This window comes from Streptomyces cyslabdanicus (genome assembly GCF_052663305.1).
This window is the reverse complement of sequence record NZ_JBQRUW010000050.1, coordinates 41,915-67,385: the sequence shown is the minus strand read 5'-3', so window position 1 is coordinate 67,385 and position 25,471 is coordinate 41,915. Positions and strand designations below refer to the sequence as shown.

20 protein-coding genes and 1 riboswitch are annotated in these 25,471 nt (G+C 72.5%); of the genes, 7 read left to right on the top strand and 13 right to left on the bottom strand.

Annotated features, from left to right (window positions below; translation table 11 throughout):
* Positions 1-41: 41 nt before the first annotated feature.
* Both ACTYVM_RS28645 and ACTYVM_RS28640 read right to left on the bottom strand, forming a co-directional pair.
* Positions 42-1,283 carry an amidohydrolase gene (locus tag ACTYVM_RS28645; protein WP_445528729.1) on the bottom strand — a complete coding sequence of 414 codons (1,242 nt, stop codon included), beginning with the start codon at positions 1,281-1,283 and terminating at the stop codon, positions 42-44.
* Positions 1,280-2,701 (bottom strand): MFS transporter, encoded by a 1,422-nt coding sequence (locus tag ACTYVM_RS28640; RefSeq protein ID WP_445528728.1) that lies wholly within the window; start codon positions 2,699-2,701, stop codon positions 1,280-1,282. Before ACTYVM_RS28640 ends, ACTYVM_RS28645 begins: the two co-directional genes overlap by 4 nt.
* Positions 2,702-2,831: 130 nt before the next feature.
* Here ACTYVM_RS28640 and ACTYVM_RS28635 point away from each other — a divergent pair, with 130 nt between their 5' ends.
* Positions 2,832-3,833, top strand: a complete 1,002-nt coding sequence (locus tag ACTYVM_RS28635; protein WP_445528727.1) for an Lrp/AsnC family transcriptional regulator — start codon at positions 2,832-2,834, stop codon at positions 3,831-3,833.
* A 105-nt stretch (positions 3,834-3,938) separates the two neighbouring features.
* Here the strand turns inward: ACTYVM_RS28635 and ACTYVM_RS28630 are convergent, their stop codons facing one another.
* Positions 3,939-7,343, bottom strand: coding sequence for a GNAT family N-acetyltransferase (locus ACTYVM_RS28630; protein WP_445528726.1), 3,405 nt, complete (start codon positions 7,341-7,343; stop codon positions 3,939-3,941).
* Between the two features lie 175 nt (positions 7,344-7,518).
* On the opposite strand from ACTYVM_RS28630, the gene ACTYVM_RS28625 reads away from it, so the two are divergent.
* Entirely contained in the window at positions 7,519-7,800 is a 282-nt protein-coding gene (locus ACTYVM_RS28625; RefSeq protein WP_400026754.1) for an HPr family phosphocarrier protein, read from the top strand.
* A gap of 76 nt (positions 7,801-7,876) precedes the next feature.
* Here ACTYVM_RS28625 and ACTYVM_RS28620 read toward each other — a convergent pair whose 3' ends face one another.
* The 3 genes from ACTYVM_RS28620 to ACTYVM_RS28610 form a co-directional block, all read right to left on the bottom strand.
* Complete coding sequence (locus ACTYVM_RS28620) at positions 7,877-8,632, bottom strand: M23 family metallopeptidase (RefSeq protein ID WP_445528725.1); 756 nt, start codon at positions 8,630-8,632, stop codon at positions 7,877-7,879.
* A 12-nt stretch (positions 8,633-8,644) separates the two neighbouring features.
* Positions 8,645-8,804, bottom strand: a riboswitch (cyclic di-AMP (ydaO/yuaA leader).
* Between the two features lie 235 nt (positions 8,805-9,039).
* Entirely contained in the window at positions 9,040-10,428 is a 1,389-nt protein-coding gene (locus ACTYVM_RS28615; RefSeq protein ID WP_445528724.1) for a M16 family metallopeptidase, read from the bottom strand.
* Positions 10,425-11,798 carry a M16 family metallopeptidase gene (locus ACTYVM_RS28610; protein ID WP_445528723.1) on the bottom strand — a complete coding sequence of 458 codons (1,374 nt, stop codon included), beginning with the start codon at positions 11,796-11,798 and terminating at the stop codon, positions 10,425-10,427. Before ACTYVM_RS28610 ends, ACTYVM_RS28615 begins: the two co-directional genes overlap by 4 nt.
* A gap of 320 nt (positions 11,799-12,118) precedes the next feature.
* Here ACTYVM_RS28610 and ACTYVM_RS28605 point away from each other — a divergent pair, with 320 nt between their 5' ends.
* The gene (locus tag ACTYVM_RS28605; protein ID WP_445528722.1) at positions 12,119-14,575 is read left to right on the top strand and encodes a DNA gyrase/topoisomerase IV subunit A; all 2,457 of its coding nucleotides are present in this window, start codon (positions 12,119-12,121) and stop codon (positions 14,573-14,575) included.
* Positions 14,576-14,673: 98 nt separating this feature from the next.
* Here the strand turns inward: ACTYVM_RS28605 and ACTYVM_RS28600 are convergent, their stop codons facing one another.
* Positions 14,674-15,816 (bottom strand): CobW family GTP-binding protein, encoded by a 1,143-nt coding sequence (locus ACTYVM_RS28600; protein WP_445528721.1) that lies wholly within the window; start codon positions 15,814-15,816, stop codon positions 14,674-14,676.
* A gap of 169 nt (positions 15,817-15,985) precedes the next feature.
* Positions 15,986-16,114 (bottom strand): hypothetical protein, encoded by a 129-nt coding sequence (locus ACTYVM_RS28595; RefSeq protein ID WP_445528720.1) that lies wholly within the window; start codon positions 16,112-16,114, stop codon positions 15,986-15,988.
* A gap of 19 nt (positions 16,115-16,133) precedes the next feature.
* Here ACTYVM_RS28595 and ACTYVM_RS28590 point away from each other — a divergent pair, with 19 nt between their 5' ends.
* From ACTYVM_RS28590 to ACTYVM_RS28580, 3 genes are all read left to right on the top strand, one after another.
* On the top strand, positions 16,134-16,970 hold the full coding sequence (locus ACTYVM_RS28590) for a ferredoxin family protein (RefSeq protein WP_445528738.1): 837 nt from the start codon (positions 16,134-16,136) through the stop codon (positions 16,968-16,970).
* A 95-nt stretch (positions 16,971-17,065) separates the two neighbouring features.
* Positions 17,066-18,736 carry an ATP-binding protein gene (locus tag ACTYVM_RS28585; RefSeq protein WP_445528719.1) on the top strand — a complete coding sequence of 557 codons (1,671 nt, stop codon included), beginning with the start codon at positions 17,066-17,068 and terminating at the stop codon, positions 18,734-18,736.
* Positions 18,733-19,413, top strand: coding sequence for a response regulator (locus ACTYVM_RS28580; RefSeq protein WP_445528718.1), 681 nt, complete (start codon positions 18,733-18,735; stop codon positions 19,411-19,413). The genes ACTYVM_RS28585 and ACTYVM_RS28580 overlap by 4 nt, the downstream gene beginning before the upstream one ends.
* Positions 19,414-19,470: 57 nt before the next feature.
* Here ACTYVM_RS28580 and ACTYVM_RS28575 read toward each other — a convergent pair whose 3' ends face one another.
* The 3 genes from ACTYVM_RS28575 to ACTYVM_RS28565 form a co-directional block, all read right to left on the bottom strand.
* Complete coding sequence (locus tag ACTYVM_RS28575) at positions 19,471-20,523, bottom strand: ABC transporter substrate-binding protein (RefSeq protein WP_445528717.1); 1,053 nt, start codon at positions 20,521-20,523, stop codon at positions 19,471-19,473.
* 78 nt (positions 20,524-20,601) lie between these two features.
* Positions 20,602-21,465 carry an ABC transporter permease gene (locus ACTYVM_RS28570; protein WP_445528716.1) on the bottom strand — a complete coding sequence of 288 codons (864 nt, stop codon included), beginning with the start codon at positions 21,463-21,465 and terminating at the stop codon, positions 20,602-20,604.
* Entirely contained in the window at positions 21,455-22,270 is an 816-nt protein-coding gene (locus ACTYVM_RS28565; RefSeq protein ID WP_445528715.1) for an ABC transporter ATP-binding protein, read from the bottom strand. Before ACTYVM_RS28565 ends, ACTYVM_RS28570 begins: the two co-directional genes overlap by 11 nt.
* Positions 22,271-22,429: 159 nt before the next feature.
* Here ACTYVM_RS28565 and ACTYVM_RS28560 point away from each other — a divergent pair, with 159 nt between their 5' ends.
* On the top strand, positions 22,430-23,122 hold the full coding sequence (locus ACTYVM_RS28560; protein ID WP_445528714.1) for a response regulator: 693 nt from the start codon (positions 22,430-22,432) through the stop codon (positions 23,120-23,122).
* A gap of 66 nt (positions 23,123-23,188) precedes the next feature.
* On the opposite strand, the gene ACTYVM_RS28555 is transcribed toward ACTYVM_RS28560, so the two are convergent.
* The gene (locus ACTYVM_RS28555; protein WP_445528713.1) at positions 23,189-24,781 is read right to left on the bottom strand and encodes a monocarboxylic acid transporter; all 1,593 of its coding nucleotides are present in this window, start codon (positions 24,779-24,781) and stop codon (positions 23,189-23,191) included.
* Positions 24,778-25,332 (bottom strand): DUF485 domain-containing protein, encoded by a 555-nt coding sequence (locus tag ACTYVM_RS28550; protein ID WP_445528737.1) that lies wholly within the window; start codon positions 25,330-25,332, stop codon positions 24,778-24,780. The genes ACTYVM_RS28555 and ACTYVM_RS28550 overlap by 4 nt, the downstream gene beginning before the upstream one ends.
* Positions 25,333-25,471 lie beyond the last annotated feature (139 nt).

The following is a 25,471-nucleotide window of genomic DNA, read 5'->3' as shown; positions in this document are numbered from 1 at the left end:
CACGCGGCCGGCAGGCCCCCGGAGTGCGGTGCGAACGCTTTTCAGCGAGGCGGGCGGGCGGCAGCCGAACCGCCGGGACGGTGGCGGCGGTCGGCGACACCGTCCAGGAGCCTGCGTCGCTGCACGGCGTCGGTGGCCAGTTCCACCCCCACGTGCGCCAGGGCCGTCGCCCCGTCGATGACGGCCCGGTCGGCGCCTTCGCTCTTGCCGTACCGGGCGAACTCGGCCGTGTGGGGTTTCGCGCCCCCGGTGTCGTATCCGACGGTCGGGTGGATCGTCGGCACCACGTGGGAGACGTTGCCCATGTCGGTCGAGGCCATCAGCTCCCCGTGCCGCGGCACCGGTGTGCGGCCCAGCTCCCCGAGTGCCCGCGCGTAGGACTCCGTCATGGAGGTGTCCTGTCGCAGATCGGCGAAGTCGTGGCCGTGCGGGACGAGTTCGAGTTCCGCGCCCGTCGCGAGGGCGCCCGCCTCGAAACAGGACCGTACCCGTCGCCGGGCGTACGCGAGCTGCTCGGACGTGGGGGCCCGCAGCTCGTAGCGGGCCTGGGCGAGTGCCGGGATCACGTTCACGGCCTGCCCGGCCTCGGAGACGACGCCGTGCACCAGGGTGCCGGGCGGGAGCTGCTGGCGCAGCAGGCCGATCGCCGTGTGGGCGAGGGTCATCGCGTCGAGCGCGTTGACGCCCTCCCAGGGGGCCAGCGCGGCGTGCGACGGCCTCCCCCGGTAGGTGACGTCCCAGGCACTGACGGCCAGCGACGAGGCGCCGACGGTGTCCTCCGGCGCCGCGTGCACCATCATGGCCGCCGCCACGTCGTCGAACACCCCGGCTTCCAGGAGCAGTACCTTGCCGCCGATGTCCTCCTCGGCCGGCGTGCCGACGAGCTTCACGGTGATGCCGAGCAGGTCGGCGACCGCCGCGAGACCGAGCGCGGCGCCGACCGCCGCCGCCCCGTTCACATTGTGGCCGCAGGCGTGTCCTATCCCGGGCAGCGCGTCGTACTCCGCGCACAGGGCCACGACCAGGTCGCCCGTGCCGTAGGTGGCCACCACCGCGGTGGGCAGGTCCCCGACGCCCCGGGTGACGGCGAAGCCGGCCTCGGTGAGCAGGGCGGCGACCTTGGCGGCCGATCTGTGCTCCCGCAGAGCCGTCTCCGGCTCGTCGTACAGACTGTGGCTCAGGCCGACCAGGCGGTCCCGCCGGCCGCGGACGGTTCCGGTCGCCTCGGCTACGGCGTGTCCCCTGACCTCCGGCCCGATGACGTGGTGCCGCGCCCGTGTCATGCCGGCTCTCCGCTCTGCGCGAGGGAGGGACGCACCTGTCCGGTCCCGGCGGCGGGCACGGGGCGGAAGCCCAGGCCGAGCAGTCCGCCCAGCAGGGCGACACCGGCACACACCCCCCAGCACCACAGATACCCCGTGAGTGCGATGTGGCCGCCCCTCAGCCGGTGGCCCGCGAACAGCCCGCCGATCACGGCCGCCCCGATGGCCGCGCCCAGGGAGAGCGCCAGTTCGTTGAGGCCGACGGAGAGCGCGGTCTCGGTCTCCGCGACGACCTCCGCGGACAGGGCGCGCGTGATCGACTCGAACATGCCGGTGGCCAGTCCGACGATCAGGGCCCCCACGAGGTACCGCGACAGGGAGTCGTGGAAGAGGATCAAGGAGAGAAAGCCGGTCGCACCGATGACACCCACCGCGCAGAGCACCGCGCGGTCCCCGACCCGCCGCGACAGCCGCGGGGTCGCGGTCGAGCCCAGACAGCCGGCCACGACCATGGCGAGGGAGACGAACGCGATCGCCTGGGAGCCCAGGCCCATGCCGTAACCCGTCGCCTCCGGATCGGACCCCAGGAACACGGCGTTCGCGCCCAGGAACCCGATGGCGCCGAAGGCGGCGCAGAAGGTGTGGGCGCTGACCACCGCGAGGCGGGGAGCGCGCAGGAGCCGCACATCGACCAGGGGATGCGCGGACCGGTGCTCGACCATCACCCAGACCACCAGCAGGGACACCGCCAGGACAGCTGTGACCAGGGAGTCGGGGGACAGCCAGCCCCAGGTGTCGCCCTGGGTCAGGACGAGGACCAGGGCCACCAGGCCAAGGGTGAGCAGGATCGCCGCCTTGACGTTGAAGTTCCCCCCGCGGGCGGTGGCGCTGTCCGGCAGCAGCAGGGCGGCGGTCACCGCGAGCGCGCCGACCGGCACGGCCGTCCACAGCCCGGCAACGGCGTGCTCCTCGCTGAGCGCACCCGCGACGAGGCCACCGACGCCGATCGAGATGAGCAGCGCACCGACCAGGACGGACATGCCGACCCGGCCGCGTTCCGGTGCGCGGGAGCGCAGGATGCCGGCCAGCAGCGGAAAGAAGCCGACGACGGCTCCTTGCAGGGTCACGCCGACGGCGAGCGTCGCCGTCGTCGGCCACACCGCTATCAGCAGGGAACCGCCCGCCACCATCGCGACGCATGCGCGCAGCAGCCTGCGGTGCCCGTGGATGTCGCCCAGCCGCGCCAGCAGGGGCGTCATCACCGCGAACGCGAGCTGGGACAGCAGATAGAGGTTGCTCTGGCCGACGCCGCCGATGCCGACATGACGGCCGACTTTCGGCAGCAGCGGAGTCAGGTACCCCTGTACGACGCCACTGCACACCACGATCACCGTCATGGTCGCGAGCAGTCCGCGGCTGGAAGCGATCCCTCTGGTCACCGTTCTTTCACCTCTGCTTCTGATGGCTGGAACCCGACGTGGGGGATACTGTGCGGGCACCGGCCGAACCGGCCCGGAACTTCGCGGAAATCGTGCGAGGAGGGCACGTCGGATGCGAGAAACGGGCATCGTGAGCGAGCTGGACCTCGCCCTGGTGCACGCACTGCAGGTGCAGCCCCGGGCCTCATGGTCGGAACTGGCGCCGCTGCTCGGGGTGACGGCGAGCACGCTCGCGCGGCGTTGGGAGCGACTGAGCGCGGAAGGGCTCGCCTGGGTGTACGCGTCCCCGGGCCGTGCGTTCTCCCGCACCCGTTGCACCGCGTTCGTACTGCTGCGCTGCCGCCCGGGCACACGGCGACGTCTGACCGAACGCGTGTCCGCCTTCGAGGAGGTCGTCACCGTGGAGCTCACCGCGCCCGGCAGCGTCGATCTGCTGCTCGACGTGCTGGCCCCGGACATGCGCTCGCTGACCCGCTTCCTCACCGAGCGCCTGGAGGTACTGCCCGGGGTGAGCGCGGCGGAATGCCTCTTCGCCACCTCGCTCTACGCGGAGGGGAGCCGTTGGCGGCTGCACTCCCTCGATTCCGCGCAACTGAGCGCGCTCGGACCTGCCGTCGGTGGTGTCCGTGAGGCGGATCCCTCCGCGGAACTGGACCACCTCGACCGTGCTCTTCTCGATCTTCTGGTGTGCGACGGCCGTCTGGGGCTCGCCGTGCTGGCCGAGCGCACGGACGCCAGCGCCGCGACCGTCCGCCGCAGGCTGCGCCGTCTCACCGACTCGGGCGTGCTCGCCTTCCGCTGCGACATGGCCCCGCGGCTGACGGGACTGCCCGTGTCCGTCACCTTCCGCGGCCGGGTCCCCGCCCGCGACCTGAACACCCTTCACCGAACGCTGGCGCCCCTGCCCGAATGCCGTCTCGTCGCCGCCGTCACCGGGACTTCGGCCGTCCTCGCCACGTACTGGCTGCGCGACATCGGGGAGATCCAGCGCCGCGAAACCGCGCTCTGCGCCCGGCTCCCCTCCCTCACGATCACCGACCGGATCGTCGGGCTGCGAACGGTCAAGCGGATGGGGCACCTGCTCGACGGGGACGGGCGGCGCACGGGAACGCGGCCCATGCGGCCCTGGTAGGGCGCGCACCGGTTCCGCGGACCGTAGCGGAACGGCACCCGGCTGACCGGGAGTTCCCCGTGAGACCGGACCTCCGTGGCCGATCCGCTGGGCGGGCGAGGGTGCTCAGTACACCGGGAGCGTGCGCGGGCCGAGGTCGTCGCGGGCGGGCGGGGGTGCCAGGCGTACGGAGGCGTCGAGGACGCTCAGCCCGTGCGGGGCGACGACGACCGGTTCCAGGGTGACGGCGACGACCTCCGGGTGGTCGTGGACCAGCCGTGACACGCGCAGCAGCAACTCCTGCAACGCGGGCGTGTCGACCGGGGCCGAGCCGCGCCAGCCGAAGAGCAGGGGGGCCGTGCGGATGGAGCGGATCAGGGAGGTGGCCTCGCGGTCGGTGACCGGGATCAGCCGGTGCGCCATGTCGCCGAGCAGCTGGGAGGCGACCCCGGCGAGCCCGAAGGAGAGCACCGCGCCGGCCGCCGGGTCGATGACCGCGCGCACGACGGTGTCGACCCCTCGGGGTGCCATCGCCTGCACCACCGGCCGCAGCTCCTGGGGCTTGCCGAAGAGGTCGGCCAACTCCGCGTAGGAGCGGCGGAGTTGCTCCTCGTCGGTGAGGTCGAGCCGTACGCCGCCGAGGTCGGCGCGGTGCCGCAGGTGCGGGGCGGTGGCCTTCAGGGCGACGGGGTAGCCGAGGGCGCGGGCGGCTTCCGCGGCGGCGTCGGGGGTGGGGGCGGGAAGGGCCCGGCGCACGTGGATGCCGTACCGGCCGAGCAGCTCGCAGGTCTCCTCCGTGCCGAGCGTGAGGCCCTGCCCGCGCTCGAGCAGTCCGCCGATGAACGTGGCAGCGCCCTTCTCGTCGATGTCCTCGTACTCCGGCACCTTGCCCGGGTTCGCGGCCTCCCTGCGCCACTGGCCGTACCGGACCGCCTCGGCGAGGGCCCGCACCGCGCGCTCGGCGGCGGGATAGGCGGTGACCAGACGCGTCCCGGTGCGAACCGGCTCGGGCGCCGCACCGGACGGCGCCACGGACGCGGATCCCGCGCCCGGGGCCGCGGCCCTTTCGGACACGGCGGGGGCCGGTCGCCGGGGGCCGGGACCCGGCTGCGATCCCACGCCGAAGGCCTGGCCGTGACCGGAGACACGGCCCTGGCCGCGGACATGGCCGGAACCGGAGGCGTGGCCAGGAACGCGGGCGTGCTCCGGACCGGGGGCATGACCAGCAAGGCCGGTGTGCTCCGGACCGGAGGCATGACCAGGAACACCGGTGTGCTCCGGACCGGAGGCATGACCACGAACACCGGTGCGTTCCGGACCGGAGGCATGACCACGAACACCGGTGCGTTCCGGACCAGCAGCATGACCAGGAACACCGGTGTGCTCCGGACCTCGCTGCGGTCCTGTGCCTGCCTTCGGGCCGGTGCCGGTCTCCGGGTTCGGGTCGGCCAGGGAGGCCGCGTCCACCTGGTGGGTCGGCTCCGGCCCGAGGCCCGCGCCCGCCCGCGGTCCCGCGCCGGGCTCAGGGCCCGGGCCCGCGGGGGAAGCAGCGCCCGCCCGATGGCCCGGGCCGGCCTGGGAGGGCGGGGAGGACGGGGTGGGCCGGGGGGTGGTGGGCGGTGGGAGCAGGGGGGTCGCTCCCGGCTGGGGGCCCGGGCCGGGCGGCGGGGCGGTGCTGGTGGCGGCGGACAGGGCCTCCGCCAGCCCGCCGAACTCGACGTGCACGACCAGGACCGGCTTGCCGGGCACCTCCTGCGCGGCCGAGCGCAGCGCCTCGGCCAGGGCCGCGTTCTCGGCGGCCCCCTCCCCCAGCGCCGGTATCAGCGTGACGACCACCGCGTCGGCGGTCTCGTCGGCGAGCGCCCGGGACAACGCGACCCGGAAGTCCTCCGCCGAGGCCCCCGTCGTCAGGTCCCGCGGCGGCTGGGGGCGCAGCCCCTCCGCGAGACAGCGGTCGTAGGTCAGCACGCCCAGCGACTCGGAGTTGCCGAGGATCGCCACGCGCGGCCCCGGCGGCAGCGGCTGCCGGGCGAGCAGCAGGCCGGTGTCGACCAGTTCGGTGATGGTGTCGACCCGGATCACACCGGCCTGCCGCAGCAGCGCGGACACCGTCGCGTGCGGCAGCCGCGTCGCCCGGACCGCGTGCCCCTGCGGGGCGGAGCCCGCGCTCTGCACCACGACCAGCGGCTTCACCGCCGCCGTGCGCCGGGCCAGGCGGGTGAACTTGCGCGGGTTGCCGATGGACTCCAGGTACATCAGGGCGACGTCGGTGTCGGGGTCGTCGTACCAGAACTGCATGACGTCGTTGCCGGAGACGTCCGCCCTGTTGCCGGCCGACACGAAGGTCGACACGCCCGTGACCCCGGTGACCCCGCCGCCGCGCCGGTGCAGCCGGGACAGCAGCGCGATGCCGATGGCCCCGGACTGGGCGAACAGACCGATGCGGCCGGGCCGGGGCAGCTCGGGGGCGAGGGAGGCGTTCAGCCGGACGTCCGGCGAGGTGTTGATGATCCCGAAGGTGTTGGGCCCGATGATCCGCATGCCGTACGTCCGCGCCTGCCGTACGAGCGCGCGCTGCCGCTCACGTCCCTCGGGGCCGCTCTCCGCGTAGCCCGCGGAGATCACGACGAGCCCCTGCACGCCGTGCTCGCCGCACTCGGCGACGGCGTCCGGGACGTGCTCGGCCGGCACGGCGACGACGGCGAGGTCCACGGGCCCGTCGATGTCCCGCACCGAGCGGTGGGCGGGCACCCCGTCGATCTCCTCGCGGTCCTCGCCGAAGGCCCGGTTCACGGCGTGCAGTCGGCCGGTGAACCCGGCGTCGCGGATGTTGTCGAGGATGCCGCGGCCCACGCCGCCGCGCGCGCGGCCCACGCCGATGACGGCGACCGAGCCGGGCGCCAGGAGCCGCCGTACCGACCGCCCCTCGGCCCGCTGCTCCCGTGCGCGCTGTACGGCCAGCGAGCGGTCGGTCGGCTCGAGGTCGAACTCCAGGCGTACGACGCCGTCCTCGAAGCTGCGCTTCTGGGTGTACCCGGCGTCCGTGAACACCTTGATCATCTTGGTGTTGGCCGGAAGCACCTCGGCGGTGAAGCGGCGGATGCCACGCTCGCGGGCGACGGCCGCGATGTGCTCAAGGAGCGCGGAGGCGACCCCGCGTCCCTGGTGGGCGTCCTGCACCAGGAAGGCGACCTCGGCCTCGTCGGAGGGCGCCGAGGCGGGCATGCCGTCCACGCCGACGCGGTCGTAGCGTACGGTGGCGATGAACTCGCCGCCGACCGTGGCCGCGAGTCCCACCCGATCCACGAAGTCGTGGTGCGTGAAGCGGTGGACGTCCTTCGCGGACAGACGCGGGTAGGGCGCGAAGAAGCGGTAATACTTGGACTCGTCCGACACCTGTTCGTAGAAGCTGACCAGACGGTCGGCGTCGTCGGCGGTGATGGGGCGGATCCTCGCGGTGCCGCCGTCGCGCAGCACCACGTCGGCCTCCCAGTGGGCGGGGTACTCGTGCCGGTCCGGCGAGGTCTGCATGCGCCCCAGCGTACGGCTCGCGTCCGACAGCGGCGCGAGGCAGTCTGTGGAGGACACCCATCGGACCGAGGCCGCGGTCCGATGCCACCCGGAGCGGCGCACGCGCCGCTCCGGACCTGTTCCACATATGGAAAACTGGTCTAGACAACCCTGATCACCTGAAGGGCAGCAACACATGGCTGAGCGCCGCGTCAACGTCGGCTGGGCCGAGGGTCTCCACGCCCGCCCCGCCTCCATCTTCGTCCGGGCCGCCACGGCCGCAGGCATCCCCGTGACGATCGCCAAGGCCGACGGCACGCCCGTCAACGCGGCCTCCATGCTGGCCGTGCTCGGCCTCGGCGCCGAGGGCGGCGAGGAGATCGTCCTGGCCTCCGACGCCGACGGCGCGGACGCCGCGCTGGACCGGCTGGCCAAGCTGGTCGCCGAGGGGCTCGAGGAGCTTCCCGAGACGGTCTGACCGGCAGGACCGGTGAAGCACCGAAGCCGTGCCGCCCCGTCCGGGTGGCACGGCTTCGCCGCGTCGGCGCAGGGAATCAGACGTGGACGCCGTGCTTGCGGAGGTAGGCCACGGGGTCGACGTCGGAGCCGTAGTCCGGGGTCGTACGGGCCTCGAAGTGCAGGTGCGGTCCGGTGACGTTGCCGGTCGCGCCGGACAGGCCGATCCGCTGGCCCGGGACGACCCGCTGGCCCACCGAGACCGCGATGGACGACAGGTGCCCGTACTGGGTGTACATGCCGTCGGCCATCCTGATCACGACCTGGTTGCCGTACGCGCCGCCCCAGCCGGCGTCGACGACGGTGCCGAGGCCGACCGCGTGGACGGGGGTGCCGCTCGCGGCGTGGAAGTCGACACCGGTGTGGGTGCCGGAGGACCACAGGGAGCCACCGACCCGGTAGCCGGTCGATATGTAGGAGTCGAGGATCGGCGCCACGAAGGCGTTGAGGCGCTTGCGCTCGGCCTCGCGGGCGGCGCGGGCCTTGGCCTCGCGCTCCTTCGCCGCCCGCTCCGCGGCCTTCTTGCGCGCGGCCGCCTCGGCCTGCTTGCGCGCGGCGGCCCGGTGCTGGGCGACGGCCTGGGCCTCGATCTTCGCGGCGACGCTGTCGCCGAGGGTGACTACCGGGGTGAGGCCGGTGTCCTCGAGGGCGGGAACGTCGGCGGCGAGGGCCGGGGCGGTGAGCGTGCCGATGACACCGGTGGTGGCCAGGGCCGCGACGCCCGCCGCGCGGGCGGTGGTGCGGTGCATCCGGCTCGGCCGTCGGTGCTTCCCGGCGGCGCGGGTGAACGCCATGGAGACGTGGGTCCTTTCCTTCCCTGTCGCCTACCGGGTTAGCTGACGGGTTCGGAGCAGGAAGGTCTCCTACGGCCCCGCGCGTCGCGCGCGGACGGCCGATTCACCCCAGGGACGGTGGGTCCCCGGCTCCCCTGGCTCGCGCCGTACGGGGACTCGGCGATGACTGTCCGGTGCCGCGGACGCGGCGCACTGCCCGACGAACAGCCGGACCGACGCTAGACGGGACCGCTTTCAATCCCCAAACGGATCAGATGTTTTGTAGCGCACACCACAGGGCAGACAGGCAACCTCCCCCTCAATTCGGACAACTTCAGGACAACGCAGGGCCCTGGTGACGTTTCGGTCACCAGGGCCCCATGCGCGCGTGTGCCCCTCGCCGCGCTCGGCGGTGGCGAGGCGGGCCTCTACTCGGCCGTGACGACGACGACCCGGCCGACGCCCAGGGCCTCGACGGGCTCCTTGATCTGCGCCGCGTCACCGACGAGGACCGTCACCAGACGGTCCACCGGGAACGCGTTGACGACGGCCGCGGTGGCCTCCACCGTGCCGGTCGCGGCGAGCTGCTGGTAGAGCGTCGCCTGGTAGTCGTCGGGCAGGTGCTGCTCGACCTGGTCGGCCAGCGTGCCGGCCACGGCGGCCGCCGTCTCGTACTTCAGCGGCGCCACACCGACGAGGTTCTGCACGGCGACGTCCCGCTCGGGGTCGGTGAGGCCCTCCGCGGCGAGCTTGCGCAACACCGTGAACAGGTCGTCCAGGGCCGGGCCGGTGTTCGGGGTGTCGACCGAGCCGCTGATGGCGAGCATCGCGGCGCCCGACCCGTCGGGGGCCGACCGCAGCACCTGACCGAACGCCCGCACCCCGTAGGTGTATCCCTTCTCCTCGCGCAGGACGCGGTCCAGGCGGGAGGTGAGGGTGCCGCCGAGGCAGTAGGTGCCGAGCACCTGGGCGGGCCACACGCGGGCGTGCCGGTCGGGGCCGATCCGGCCGATGAGCAGCTGCGTCTGGACGGCGCCGGGCCGGTCCACGATGACCACGCGGCCGGTGTCGTCGGCGGTCACCGGCGGCACGGGCCGCGGCTTGGCGGGCGAGGCGGTCCAGGCGCCCAGGGTCCGGCCCAGCAGCTCGTCGAGGTCGACGCCGGTGAGGTCGCCGACGACCACGGCGGTGGCCGTGGCCGGGCGCACGTGCCGGTCGTAGAAGGCGCGCACGGCCGCCGCGTCGATGGCGCCGACCGTCTCCTCGGTGCCCTGGCGCGGACGCGACATGCGCGCGTCGGCCGGGAAGAGTTCCTTGGACAGCTCCTTGGCGGCGCGGCGGGCCGGGTTGGCCAGCTCGTGCGGGATCTCGTCGAGCCGGTTGCGCACCAGTCGCTCGACCTCGCTGTCGGCGAACGCGGGCGCCCTGAGGGCGTCGGACAGCAGGCCGAGTCCCTTGGCCAGGCGGGAGGCGGGGACTTCCAGGCTCAGCCGTACGCCGGGGTGGTCGGCGTGCGCGTCGAGGGTGGCGCCCGCGCGCTCCAGCTCGGCGGCGAACTCCTCGGCGGAGTGCTGGTCGGTGCCCTCGGAGAAGGCGCGCGCCATGATCGTGGCGACGCCGTCCAGGCCGGCCGGCTCCGCGTCCAGGGGTGCGTCCAGCAGTACCTCGACGGCGACGACCTGCTGGCCGGGGCGGTGGCAGCGCAGCACCGTCAGGCCGTTGTCCAGCGTCCCGCGCTCGGGTGCGGGGAACGCCCACGGCTTGGCCGCGCCGGCCCGGGGCTGGGGGTGGAACTCCATCGTGGCGAGCTCGGTCACTTCGCCGCCTCCTCGGTCTCGTCGGTGGCCGCGGCGTCCGCGTCCTGGGCGTCGTCCTGCGCGTCGGCGGCGGTCGGCTCGTAGACGAGCACCGCGCGGTTGTCGGGGCGCAGCCGGGACTTGGCGACCTCCTGGACCTCCTCGGGCGTCACCTCCAGGACGCGCTTGACGGCGGTCAGGGCGAGCTGCGGGTCGCCGAACAGGACGGCGTAGCGGCACAGTTCGTCGGCGCGGCCGGCGACCGTGCCGAGGCGGTCCAGCCACTCGCGCTCCAGCTGGGCCTGGGCACGCTCCATCTCCTCGGCCGTCGGGCCCTGTTCGGCGAACCGGGCGAGCTCCTCGTCGATGGCCGACTCGATGACGGGCACCTCGACGTCGCCGGAGGTCTTCACGTCCAGCCAGCCCAGGGAGGGCGCGCCGGCCAGCCGCAGCAGTCCGAAGCCGGCCGCGACGGCCGTGCGGTCGCGGCGCACCAGCCGGTTGTAGAGCCGGGAGGACTCGCCGCCGCCGAGGATGGTGAGCGCCAGGTCGGCCGCGTCGGACGCGCGCGTGCCGTCGTGCGGCAGACGGTAGGCGGCCATCAGGGCGCGGGCCGGGACCTCCTCCTTGACGACCTCGCGCCGCTGCCTGCCGATGACCTCGGGCAGGGAGCCGTCGCGGGGCTCGGGCTTGCCGTCGTGGGACGCGATGGAGCCGAAGTACTTCTCGATCCAGGCGAGCGTCTGCTCCGGGTCGATGTCACCGACGACCGACAGGACGGCGTTGTTCGGCGCGTAGTACGTGCGGAAGAACGCGCGCGCGTCCTCCAGGGTGGCCGCGTCCAGGTCCGCCATGGACCCGATCGGCGTGTGGTGGTACGGGTGGCCCTCCGGGTAGGCGAGGGCGGTCAGCCGCTCGAAGGCGGTGCCGTAGGGGACGTTGTCGTAGCGCTGGCGGCGCTCGTTCTTGACGACGTCGCGCTGGTTCTCCATGGACTCGTCGTCCAGCGCCGCGAGCAGGGAGCCCATGCGGTCGGCCTCCAGCCAGAGGGCGAGCTCCAGCTGGTGGGCGGGCATGGTCTCGAAGTAGTTGGTGCGCTCGAAGCTGGTGGTGCCGTTGAGCGAGCCGCCCGCGCCCTGCACCAGCTCGAAGTGGCCGTTGCCCTTGACCTGGGCGGAGCCCTGGAACATCAGGTGCTCGAAAAGGTGAGCCAGACCGGTGCGTCCCTTGACCTCGTGGCGCGAGCCGACGTCGTACCAGAGGCACACCGCCGCGACCGGGGTCAGGTGGTCCTCGGAGAGCACCACGCGCAGGCCGTTGGCCAGCCGGTGCTCGGTCGCTGTCAGGCCGCCGGATCCTGCTTCGGCTGCGGCCGTGTGACCCTTGGGCATGTACGTCCCTTCGATCGCGGTGGCGGTCTGCGAACCGCCCTTTTCCTGCCGGTCCTGCCACTGTATGCAAGCGTGCGGACCCCTGGCGAAGTTCCCACGGTCCGTACGCCGAGAGCGAGACGGAAAGCGACGCGCCCCGGCGGCACCCGGGAGCGGGACGGGGCGCGAGGCGGCCGTGGACGGGCGGGAGGGCGGCCCGGAGGCCGGACGGGACCCCGGAACGCGCACTGTGGGGACGGGGCGTGGTCCGGGTTGTCAGCCGGGCGGTCCACAATGGTCGGCGTCAGATCCCGTCACGCTTCAGCAAGGAGCCGGCAGCGATGGCCCGCCGCAGCACGAAGACCCCGCCGCCCGACGACTCGTACGAGGAGAGAATCCTCGACATCGACGTCGTCGACGAGATGCAGGGCTCCTTCCTCGAGTACGCGTACTCGGTCATCTACTCCCGCGCGTTGCCGGACGCCCGGGACGGACTCAAGCCGGTGCACCGCCGCATCGTCTACCAGATGAACGAGATGGGCCTGCGCCCCGACCGCGGCTACGTGAAGTGCGCCCGCGTCGTCGGCGAGGTCATGGGCAAGCTGCACCCGCACGGCGACGCGTCGATCTACGACGCCCTGGTGCGCCTGACCCAGCCCTTCTCGATGCGCGTCCCCCTGGTCGACGGCCACGGCAACTTCGGCTCGCTGGGCAACGACGACCCGCCGGCCGCCATGCGGTACACCGAGTGCCGGATGGCCGAGGCCACGGGCCTGATGACGGAGTCCATCGACGAGGACACCGTCGACTTCGCCCCCAACTACGACGGCCAGGAGCAGGAGCCGGTGGCCCTGCCGGCCGCCTTCCCGAACCTGCTGGTGAACGGGGCCTCGGGCATCGCCGTCGGCATGGCCACGAACATGCCTCCGCACAACCTCAACGAGGTCATCGCGGCCGCCCGCCATCTGATCCGCCACCCGAACGCGGACCTGGACGCCCTGATGCGGCACGTCCCGGGCCCCGACCTGCCCACCGGTGGCCGGATCGTCGGTCTGTCCGGGATCAGGGACGCCTACGAGAACGGCCGCGGCACCTTCAAGATCCGCGCGACGGTCTCGGTGGAGACCGTGACCGCCCGCCGCAAGGGTCTGGTCGTCACCGAGCTGCCCTTCTCCGTGGGCCCGGAGAAGGTGATCGCCAAGATCAAGGACCTGGTCGGTTCGAAGAAGGTCCAGGGGATCGCCGACGTCAAGGACCTCACCGACCGCGCGCACGGACTGCGGCTGGTCATCGAGATCAAGAACGGCTTCGTGCCGGAGGCCGTCCTGGAGCAGCTCTACAAGCTGACGCCGATGGAGGAGTCCTTCGGCATCAACAACGTCGCCCTGGTGGACGGGCAGCCCCTCACGCTCGGTCTGAAGGAGCTGCTGGAGGTCTACCTCGACCACCGCTTCGACGTCGTACGGCGGCGCAGCGAGTACCGCCGCAGCAAGCGGCGCGACCGGCTGCACCTGGTCGAGGGCCTGCTCACCGCTCTGGTGGACATCGACGAGGTCATCCGGCTGATCCGGGCCAGCGAGAACTCCGCGCAGGCCAAGGAGCGCCTGATGGAGCGCTTCTCGCTGAGCGAGGTGCAGACCCAGTACATCCTCGACACCCCGCTGCGCCGCCTGACCAAGTTCGACCGCATCGAGCTGGAGGCGGAGAAGAGCAAGCTCACCGCGGAGATCGAGGAGCTGACCCGGATCCTGGAGTCGGACACCGAGCTGCGCAAGCTGGTCTCGGCCGAACTGGCCGCGGTCGCGAAGAAGTTCGGCACTCCGCGGCGCACGATGCTGCTGGAGGCGAGCGACGCGCCGGCCGCCGTGGTGCCGTTGCAGGTGGCGGACGACCCGTGCCGGATCCTGCTGTCCTCGACCGGCCTGATGGCCCGCACGGCGAACGCCGGGCCGTTCCCGCCGGGCGCGGACGGCAAGCGGCACAAGCACGACGTGATCGTCTCGGCGGTCCCGGCGACCGCCCGGGGCGAGGTGGGCGTGGTGACGTCGGCGGGCCGCCTGCTCCGCGTGAACGTCGTCGACCTGCCCCAACTGCCGGAGACGGCGTCGGCGCCGAACCTCTCCGGCGGCGCTCCGCTGGCCGAGTTCGTCTCCCTGGAGGACGACGAGACCGTGGTGTGCCTGACCACGCTGGACGAGTCCTCGCCGGGCCTGGCGCTCGGCACCGAACAGGGTGTCGTCAAGCGGGTCGTCCCCGACTACCCCTCCAGCAAGGAGGAGTTGGAGGTGATCACGCTCAAGGAGGGTGACCGGATCGTCGGGGCGGTGGAGCTGCGCACCGGCGAGGAGGACCTGGTCTTCATCACGGACGACGCCCAGCTCCTGCGCTACCAGGCCTCCCAGGTCCGCCCGCAGGGCCGCGCGGCCGGCGGCATGGCCGGCATCAAGCTCGCCGACGGCGCCAAGGTCATCTCGTTCACGGCCGTCGACCCGGCCGCCGACGCGATCGTCCTCACCGTCGCGGGCTCGCGCGGCACGCTGGACGACTCCGTGCAGACGACGGGCAAGGTCACGCCGTTCGACCAGTACCCGCGCAAGGGCCGCGCCACCGGCGGCGTGCGCTGCCAGCGGCTCCTGAAGGGCGAGGACTGCCTGGCCTTCGCCTGGGCGGGCCCGGTCCCGGCCCGTGCCGCCCAGAAGAACGGCAGCCCGGCCGAACTCCCGGACATCGACCCGCGCCGCGACGGCTCGGGCGTGTCCCTGCCGAAGACGGTGGGGGTGGTGGCCGGCCCCGCCTAGCCCGAGGGCCCCTTCCGGTCCCGGCACCGGGACCGGAAGGGTCGGGACCGGGGCGGGACCGGTCCCGCGAGACCCGAGGCCAGGATGCCCAGGCTCGTCTAGACCGAGGGGTCCACCAGGTCCGGGGGCGGGTCCGCGAGGACCGGGTCCGGGGCCGGGATCGTGGGGTCGTGGGGCTCGGGGTCCCGGACGTAGCGCAGGACGCCCCACATTCCGTGTTCGTCGGTCTGCGGAGCGACCCGCTTGCACGCCTCCAGCTCCTTGCCGAGGGCGCCCGCGTCGATGCCGGAACCGATGAGCACCAGCTGGGTGAGGCGGGGCTCGCCGTCCGGCCAGGGTTCGGGGTAGAAGCGCAGGAAGCTCCCGACGGCGTGCACGGCGTACCGGTTGCGCGGATCGTACGGGCCGAAGCCGACGTACCCCTTGATCCGGTAGAGCCCGTCGGGACGGCTGTCCAGGAACCGCATCAGCCGGCGGGGATCGAACGGCACGTCGGAGACGAAGGAGAGGCTCTCGTAGCCGGCGTGCGGATGCCCGGCATGGTGGTCGTGGGCATCGTCCGCGTCGGGCACGTGCAGGTCGTCGAAGGAGAGCTGTCCGACCCGCTCCTCGCTCGGCCGGCAGTCGAAGAGGAACTCGGGGTCCACCCGGCCGTACGAGGCCGGGACGACGGCGGCCCCGTCGGCCAGGGTCCGTACGAGTTCGAGCACCTTCCCACCGGCGCCGGCCCGGTCGGTCTTGTTGACGACCACGAGGTCGGCGAGCGCCAGATGCCGGTCGATCTCGGGATGCCTCGCGCGGGTGTCGTCGAACTCGACGGCGTCGACGACCTCGACGAGCCCGCCGTAGACGACCCTGGGGTTGTCGCTGGCCAGCACCATGCGGACGAGTTCCTGGGGTTCGGCGAGTCCGCTGGCCTCGATGACGACGACGTCGACACCGGCGGCCGGACTCGTCAGCCGGTCGAGGTACACGTCGAGCTCACTGGCGTCGACCGCGCAGCACAGGCACCCGTTGCCGAGGGAGACGGTCGAGTCCCCGAGGGCTCCCGCGACCGCCATGGCGTCGATCTCGACGGCCCCGAAGTCGTTGACGATCGCGCCGATGCGGCTGCCGCCACTGCGGTGCAGCAGGTGGTTGAGGAGCGTGGTCTTGCCCGAGCCGAGGAATCCGGCGAGCACCACGACCGGGATCTGCGCCGCGCTGCGACTCGGACTCGGGTACCGGCTCGGCTGACTCACCGTGCGACCTCTCTCACGCCGACGCGCGCGCCGGCTCAAGAACCGGCGCACGTACGAGGATGGAATGCCGACCAAGGATACGAGCCGTGGGCGTCACGGCTGCCGAACCGTCGGCGCGGCGGTATCCGGAGCAGAACACTCCGGGGGCTGGACGCTGCTCCGGCCGGAGTCAGGTTAGGCTCACCTGCGTGAGTACGTGCTCCACCTCCTCCCGGCAGCTCGACGAGCCGGTGGCCGCCACCGCGGCCACGGCGACGACCTGGCTGCTGCTGTAACAGCCCGGCCCCTGGGGTGCCAAGGCACTCACCTCGAGCCACCTGGACCCCGCGCTCGGGCGTGCGCTGGAGCGCGCGGTGCAGGGCACCGGCGTCCGTGTCGCGCTCATCCGCCGTCCGGGGCGGCACGCCGATCGCCGCACCCGGCCCGTACGGTCCGTACGGCATGTGTACGCGGCCCACACCATCCCGGGAAAGGTATGGCTGCACAGCGCCACGACCACCGACCCGGACGACCTGCTGGCCCTCGACTTCGCCGCCCTGGGCAAGGGTGACCACCACACCTTCGACGCCGCTCTGCGGGGCGAACCCCACACAGGTGATCCGCTCGCGCTGGTGTGCACCAACGGCAAGCGGGACCAGTGCTGCGCCCTCCTCGGCCGCCCCCTCGCGGCCGAGCTCGCCTCCTCCGGAGTCCAGGACGTCTGGGAGGTCACGCACCTGGGCGGCCACCGCTTCTCGCCGACGCTGCTCGTACTGCCGTTCGGATACGCCTACGGCAGGGCCGAGGCCCACGCGGCCAAGGAGGTCCTGCACGGCGTGAGCGAGGGCCGGGTGGTCCTCGAGGGCTGCCGGGGCCGCACGGCCTGGGAGCGGCCCGGGCAGGCCGCGGAACTGGCGGTGCGGGAGGCGGCGGGCGAGTACCGCGCGGACGCGCTGAGCGTCGTGCGCACCGAGGACCTGCTCACCATCGACTCGGCGCCGTGCTGGGAGGTCACCGTCGCCCATGCCGACGGACGCCGGTGGCATGTGACCGTCGTCCAGCGGGCCGCTCTGCCGCCGCACCCGGAGAGCTGCGGCGCCTCGCTGCTGGGCGGGCCGACACGCATGGAGGTCGTCGCCGTCCGCGAACGGGCGACCGCACCGCTCGCCTGCTGACGGCCCATCGGCCGTGGACGACCACCGAGGCGCACGGCGGGAGATCCGCACCACACCCGGGAGCAGCCCCCGCGCCCCGACGTACTGTCATGGCCATGAGCGCCTCTCCTCCCGCACGCCGCCGGCGGCTGGGCCTGCCGCGACGTGTCTTCTCGCAGGTGTTGTTGATGCAGTTGGTGATCGCCGCGGGAGTCGCCGTGCTCGCGACCGGCCTGTTCCTCGCGCCGCTGGGTCACCAGCTGGACGAGCAGGCGATGCGCCGGGCACTCGCCATCGCCGAGACCGCCGCCCAGAACCGGCAGATCGCACGGGACCTCCAGCACACCGCTCCGAGCGTCGACGGGCCCGTGCAGCGGGAGGCGGAGCGGATCCGGAAGGCGACCGGCGCCGAGTACGTCGTGGTGATGGACATGCACGGCACGCGCTGGTCGCACACGGATCCGGAGCAGATCGGCAGGCCCGTGTCCACGGATCCCGCGACGGCCCTGGCCGGCCGGAAGGTCATGGAGATCGACACCGGCACGCTGGGCCGCTCGGCACGCGGAAAGGTGCCCCTGTACGACGACGACCACCGCATCGTGGGGGCGGTCTCCGTCGGCATCGCCTACGGCAGCGTGCGGGCCAAGCTGATCGACGCCATCCCGGGCCTGTTCGCCTACGCCGGCGGCGCCCTGGCCGTGGGCGCGCTGGCCGCGTGGCTGGTCTCCCGGCGGGTCCAGCGGCAGACGAGGGACCTGGCCTTCTCGGACATCGCGGCCCTGCTCGCCGAGCGCGAGGCCATGCTGCACGGCATCCGGGAGGGGGTCGTGGCCCTGGACCGCGGCGGGCGGATCCGGCTGCTCAACGACGAGGCACGGCGGCTGCTCGGCCTCGACGACGCGGCGGTCGGCCAGTCGCTCGACGAGGCGCTCGGCCAGGGCCGTACGACCGACGTCCTGGCCGGGCGGGTGACGGGCACCGACCTGCTCACCGTGCGCGGGCAGCGCGTCCTGGTCGCCAACCGGATGCCGACCGACGACGGGGGCGCCGTCGCCACCCTGCGCGACCGCACCGAACTGGAGGAACTGGGCCGGGAGCTGGACTCGACGCGCGGCCTGATCGACGCCCTGCGCGCCCAGGACCACGAGCACGCCAACCGCATGCACACGCTGCTCGGGCTGCTGGAGCTGGAGATGTACGACGACGCCGTGGAGTTCGTCGGAGAGGTGGTCGGCGACCACCGGGCCACCGCCGAGCAGGTCACCGAGAAGATCCAGGACCCCCTGCTCGCCGCCCTGCTCGTCGGCAAGGCGACCGTCGCGGCCGAGCGCGGGGTCGCGCTGTGGCTGTCGGACCGCACGCACCTGCCCGACCGGCTCGTCGACCCCAGGGGGCTGGTGACGATCGTCGGCAACCTGGTCGACAACGCGCTCGACGCCGTCGCGGCGACCCCCCACGCGCGCGTGGAGGTCGAGCTGCGCGCGGAGGTACGTACCGCCGTGCTCCGGGTGCGCGACACCGGACCCGGGGTCCCGGCGGGCCGGCGTGACCTGATCTTCACGGAGGGATGGTCGACCAAGCAGCCGCCGGCGCACGGCAGGCGCGGTATCGGTCTGTCCCTGGTGCGCAGGCTCGCCGAGCGGCAGGGCGGAACCGTCGCGGTCGGCGAGGCATACGGCGGCGGCGCGGAGTTCACGGTCGTCCTCCCCGAGGCGCTCGCCGAGCCGGAACCGGAGCCAGCAGCCGTCCTCGGCCCCGCCGCGGCGGCCGGCGAGGAGCAGCGGTGATCGAGGTCCTGGTCGTGGACGACGACGTCCGGGTGGCGCGGGTCAACGCCGCCTACGTGGAGAAGGTGCCGGGCTTCCGCGTCGCCGGTGAGGCGCACAGCGCGGCCGAGGCCCTCCTCCGGCTGGAGACGCTGCCGCGCCTGGACCTGGTCCTCATGGACCACTACCTGCCCGACGACACGGGTCTGTCGGTCGTGCGGGAGATGCGCGGTCGCGGCCACCTGACCGACGTGATCATGGTGACGGCGGCCCGCGACGTGTCGACCGTGCGGGCGGCGATGCGGCACGGCGCGCTCCACTACCTGATCAAGCCGTTCACCTTCGCCGGGCTGCGGTCCAGACTGGAGGCGTACGCGGCGCTGCGCCGCGCCCTGGACGACGGCGGGGAGGCCGAACAGGCCCAGGTCGACCGGTTCTTCGGGGCGCTGTCGGCGCCGCCGGGACCCGGGCTGCCCAAGGGGCACTCCCCCGCCACCGCCGAACTCGTCCGCCGGACCCTGATGAGGGCCGACGGGCCCCTGTCGGCCCAGGAGGTCGCCGAACGGACCGGGGTGAGCCGGCAGACCGCCCAGCGCTGTCTGAAGTTCCTGGAGCGCACCGGGCGGGCCCGGCTGACGCTGAAGTACGGCGGCGCGGGCCGCCCGGAACACCGTTACGTGTGGGCGGCCCGCGCCTGAGGCCGTGGCTGGGACCTGTTCGCAACAGGCCCCGGGAGGGACCCCTGCCTACGGATGTCAGCCCGCGGCCTTCTCGACGAACTCGGTGGTGTACGTCTTGCTCAGGTCCACGTCGGCCTTCTGGATGCTGGGGTTGAACGCCTTCAGCACCTTCTCGACGGTCTCCGGACCGTTCTGGGGCATGACGCCGTCGGTGGTGAACATCGGCAGCGTGCTCTTGATCGCCTCCGCGTAGAGCGCCTGGTCGCCCTGGGAGTAGTCGGCGGGCATCTTGGCGGCGATCTCGTCGGCGCTGTGGGTGGACATCCACTTGAGCGTCTTGACGAACGCGTTGGCCAGCTTCTGGACGGTCTCCTTGTGACTGTTGACCCAGTCCGTCTGCATGTAGAGGCTGGACGACGGGTACGGGCCGCCGAGCGCCTCCTGCGAGCCCTCGGGCGTGCGCATGTCGACGAGGACCTTGCCCGCCTTCTTCTTCAGGATCGTCGCGACGGTCGGATCGGTCGTCATTCCGGCGTCGATGGAGCCCTGCTCGAGTGCGGCGATGAAGGTCGGCCCCGCGCCGACGGCGACCGGGCTGAACTCGCTGACCTTCACACCGTTCTTGACCGCCAGGTACTTGGTGAGGAAGTCGGTGGAGGAACCCAGGCCGGTGACGCCGAGCTTCTTGCCCTTGAAGTCCTTCGGTGAAGTGATCTTGTCCGCCGCCTTGTTGGAGACGACCTCCACCTCGCCGGGCGCGTGCGAGAACTGCACCACGGACTCGACGTACTTCTTGTGGGTCTGAAGGTCCAGGGTGTGGTCGTAGAAGCCGACGGCGCCCTGGACCTGGCCGGAGACGAGGGCGGTCTCGGCCTGGACGCCGGCGGGCTCGCTCAGCAGCTCGACATCCAGGCCCTCGTCGGCGAAGTAGCCGAGGCGCTGGGTGAGCATCGCGGGCATGTAGATGACCTTGTCCAGGCCGCCCACCATGATCTTGACGTGCTCGCCCTCGCCCTTGCTCCTGCCCGAGTCGGAGGTGGAGCTCGCTTCGTTCGCGCAGGCGGTGAGGGAGGACAGGGCGAGCAGGCCGGCGGCGGCCGACGCCGCGAATCTGGCGGTCTTGCGCATGAAGGTTCACGTCCTTGTGAGAGAGCAGTACGGAGAACGAAGAAGAAGGGGGAACAGAGCCGGTACGGCAGTGGGCCGTCAGTCCCCGGAGCCCGCCGGCTTCCAGCGGAAGACGCGGCGCTCGGTGAAGGTGAGCAGTCCCTCGGCGACGAGCGCGACCGCGGCGAGGATGACCATCGCGGCGTACACACCGGCCGCGTTGAAGGTGCCCTGGGAGGTCGCGACCAGCAGGCCGATGCCCTTGGTGGCGCCGATGTACTCGCCGACGATGGCGCCGATGAGGGCGAAGCCGAAGCTGACGTGCAGGCTGGTGAAGATCCACGAGGTCGCGGACGGGATGACCACCTGGAAGGTGACCCTGCGGTCGCTCGCGCCGAGGATCCGCGCGTTGGACACCAGGTTGCGGTCGACCTCCCGGGCGCCCTGGAAGGCGTTGAAGAACACCGGGAAGAACACGAGCACCACGGCCGAGGCGATCTTGGAGAGCGGCCCGAGCCCGAACCAGATCACGAAGATCGGCGCCAGGACGATCCTCGGGAGGGAGTTGAGCACCTTGATGTAGGGGCCGAGGACGTCGGCGAGGAAGGTGATGCGCCCGAGCGCGATACCGAGGATCACACCGACCACCACGCCGAACACCCAGCCGATCAGGGCCTCGTAGAGCGTGTACCAGATCTGCTCGCCCAGCGAGCCCTGCGCGGTGCCGTGCATGGTCCAGGTCCAGATCTGGTCCCAGATCTTCGAGGGCATCGAGAAGTTGAACGGATCGATGACCTCGGCCCGGGACAGCACCTCCCACAGGCCGAGCACGGCCACCAGCACCAGGGCGCGGGCGGTGCCGACGACCACCTTGCGTCTGCGGGCGGCGCGGGCCCTGGAGTGCGCGCGGTCCGGGGTCTTGACCGTTTCGGCGACCGGAGTGCTGAGAACCTCAGGCGACATGAGCCGCACCTCTTTCACGGGTGATGCGGACCTCTTCGCCGAGCGAATCCCAGATCTCGCGGTAGATGTCGATGAACTCCGGCTGCAGGCGCACCTGCTCGACCTTGCGCGGCCGCGGCAGACCAATGTCGAAGACCTGCTTCACGGTCGCGGGCCCTGCGGTCATGACGACGACCTTGTCGGCCAGCGCGATGGCCTCCTCCAGGTCGTGGGTGACGAAGACCACCGAGGCGCCCGTGCCCTCCCACAGCTCCAGGAGTTCGTCCGACATCAGGGCCCGGGTCTGCACGTCGAGCGCCGAGAACGGCTCGTCCATCAGCAGGATCTCGGGGTCGTTGACGAAGGTGGCGGCGAGGGCGACGCGCTTGCGCTGACCACCGGAGAGCTGGTGCGGGTAGCGGTCCTCGAAGGCGGAGAGCCCGACGCGGGCCAGCCAGGCGCGCGCCTTCTCCTTCGCCTCCGCCTTCGGTACGCCGCGGAAGCGCGGTCCCGCCATCACGTTGGACAGCACCGTACGCCAGGGGAAGGTGGCGTCCTGCTGGAAGACGAAGCCGACCTTGCCGCCGACGCCCTGCACGGGCTCGCCGGCCACCAGCACATCACCCTCGGTGGGCTCCTCCAGCCCGCTGACCAGGGTCAGGGTCGTCGACTTGCCGCAGCCGGTGGGGCCGACCACGGCCACGAACTCTCCGCGCCGCACGGTGAGGTCGAGGTCCCGGACCGCCGTGTGCAGGCCCCCGGACGGGGTCCTGAACGTTTTGCTCGCGCCCCGCAGTTCGATGGCGGGGCTGGTGTCTGCGCTCATGGCCGGGACGGTAGATGTGGCCCCGCCCACAGCAGCAGTCTTCTGAGCGCAATCCGTTCTTTTGCTCGCAAGCACCTGTTGTGCTCGTTTTGCTCGCGCTACAACAACGGAGCCGGACAACGGCTCAACGCCCGCATGGCCTTCAGGGAAAGTGGCCCGATGATTGACGTCCTGGTGGTCGACGACGACTTCCGTGTCGCTGAGATAAACGCCAAGTACGTGGGAAAGGTTCCCGGTTTCCGGGTGGCCGCCCGCGCGCACAGTGCCGCGCAGGCCCTGACCACCGTGCAGCGCGGTGGCATGGACCTGGTCCTGCTCGACCACTACCTGCCCGACCGCACCGGTCTTGAACTCGTCCACCGCATGCGGGAACAGGGCATCGGCACCGACGTCATCATGATCACGGCAGCCGGCGACGTGGCGACCGTCCAGCAGGCGATGCGCCTGGGCGCGCTGCACTACCTGGTCAAACCGTTCACCTTCGCCGCGCTGCGCACCCGCCTGGAGTCCTACGCCGCCCTGCGCCGCACCGTCGACCGCGTCGGCGGACGCGGCGTCACCGGGCAGGAGCAGGTGGACCGGATCTTCGGCGCCCTGCGCACCGCGCCCGCGCCGGCGTCCCCGGGGCTGCCCAGCGGCCACTCGGAACCGACGACGGACCTCATCTGCGGTGTGCTGCACCGCGCCGACCAGCCCCTGTCCGCCCATGAGGTGGCCGCCCGCACCGGCCTGAGCCGCTCCACCGCCCAGCGCTACCTGCGCCACCTGGAGCAGGCCGGACGCCTGCGCCTGTCCCTGAAGTACGGCGACACGGGGCGGCCGGAGCACCGCTACGCCTGGGTGGCGCCGTAGCCCGTCCTCCCCGCGCCGCACGGCGGAACGGAGGCTCCTGACGCCGCGGTGCGGTGCCGGGCGTCGCTACACGGCCCCCGCCCCCGTCAGCGACCGCACCTCCGTCTCGGCGTGCTTGGCCTCGTCCGGCACCTCGGTGGAGGTGACGGTGCCGAGCCAGCCGGCGAGGAATCCCAGCGGGACGGAGACGAGGCCGGGGTTCTCCAGCGGGAAGAACTGGAAGTCGACACCCGGGAACAGCGCGTCGGGGCTGCCGGAGACCACCGGGGAGAGCGCGACGAGCCCGAGGGCGGGAACCAGTCCGCCGTACACGGCCCACACCGCGCCCCGGGTCGTGAAACCGCGCCAGAACAGCGAGTACAGCAGCACCGGCAGGTTCGCCGAGGCGGCGACGGCGAACGCCAGGCCCACCAGGAAGGCCACGTTGAGGTTGCGGGCGAGCAGACCGAGGGCGATGGCCACCAGGCCGACGCCGACCGCGGCGACGCGCGCCACGGCCACCTCGCCGTACTGCCGGGCGCCGCGGCGGCGCAGCGACGCGTACAGGTCGTGGGCCACCGACGCCGAGGAGGCGAGGGTGATCCCGGCCACCACCGCGAGGATCGTGGCGAAGGCGACCGCGGCCACCACCGCGAACAGGACCGTCCCCGCCGTGGAGTCGGCGCCGCCGCCGAGGTCGAGGGCCAGCAGCGGGACCGCCGTGTTCCCGGCCGCGTTGGACCCGCGCAGGGCGTCAGGACCGACGACCGCGGCCGCGCCGAAGCCGAGGACGATCGCCATCAGGTAGAAGCCGCCGATCAGCCCGATGGACCAGATCACCGAGCGCCGGGCGGCCCGCGCGGTCGGCACGGTGTAGAAGCGGGACAGGATGTGCGGCAGCCCCGCCGTGCCGAGCACCAGCGCAAGACCGAGACTGATGAAGTCCAGGCGCGCGGTCAGGTCCCCGCCGTATTTCAGTCCGGGCACCAGGAAGGCGTCGCCGTGGCCGCTGCGCTCGGCCGCGGTGAGCAGCAGCCGGTCGATGTCGCCGTGGAACCTGACCAGGACGAGCACGGTCAGCACGACGGTGCCGCCCAGCAACAGGACCGCCTTGACGATCTGGATCCAGGTGGTGGCCCGCATCCCTCCCAGCGAGACGTAGATCACCATCAGGGCGCCGACGCCGATGACGGTCCAGGCCTGCGTCCCCGCGCCGGTCCGGCCCAGGAGCAACGCCACCAGGCTGCCCGCGCCCACCATCTGCGCGACCAGGTACAGAACGGACACGGTGACCGAGGAGGTTCCCGCCGCGATCCGCGCCGACCGCTCGCTCATCCGCGCCGCGACCACGTCGGCGAGCGTGAACCGCCCGCAGTTGCGGACCAGTTCGGCGACGAGGAAGAGCACGACCAGCCAGGCCACGAGGAAGCCCACCACGTACAGCACCCCGTCGTAGCCGAACAGGGCGATCAGTCCGGGGACGCCCAGGAAGGAGGCGGCCGACGCGTAGTCGCCCGCGATGGCGAAACCGTTCTCCATGGGCGAGAACAGCCGGCCGCCCGCGTAGAACTCCTCCGCGGATCCATGCCGGTTGCGGCTCACCCAGGTGGTGATCCCCAGAGTGACCGCCACGAACACGCTGAACAGGACGAGCGCCAGCGTCTGGTGGTTGCCCGTCACGAGGCACCACCGCGCACGCCGCGCGTCAGCTCCTGTGTGTCCCAGCGCAGTTCGAGCGCCGCCCGGTCCCTGCGCAGCCGTGCGTGCCGGGCGTAGGCCCAGGCGAGGAGAAAGGTGCTGAGGAACTGCCCGAGGCCCGCCAGCATTCCCACGTTCAACGCGCCCACCACCGGCCGCGCCATCAGCCCGGGCGCGGTCGTCGCGGTCAGGACGTATCCCACGTACCAGGCGAGGAAGAGGGCGACCGCCGGCATCACGAACCTCCGGTACCGGTTGCGCACCTCCTGGAACGCCGCGCTGCGCTGCACCTCGAGGTACGCCTCGGCCGCCGCGCCGGCCTCCGGCCCGGCCGCCCCCTCCCGGTGGGCCGCCGGTACGGGTGCGGTGGGAGCTCCCGTGCCGTTGCCGTCACCCCAGCCGGAGGCCAGCGCGTCGTACCACGGGTCGCGGTACCTGATGTCCTCGGGCTCCGGATCCTGGCCTTCGTCGGTCCCGGGCACGTTCCCGGGACCGCCACCTCCGGCGCGGAAGCGGTCGTTGCTTGGCTGCATGTCCAAGGATGGACAGAAGCGGAAGTTCCCTGACTTCTCTTCTCTCCGCTCTTCACTCCATCAGGTGACGCAGCCCGTCGGTGGCCGCGCCGGCACCGACACGGCGGTGCGGGCCTCCCCCGGAGGGAAGACCCGCACC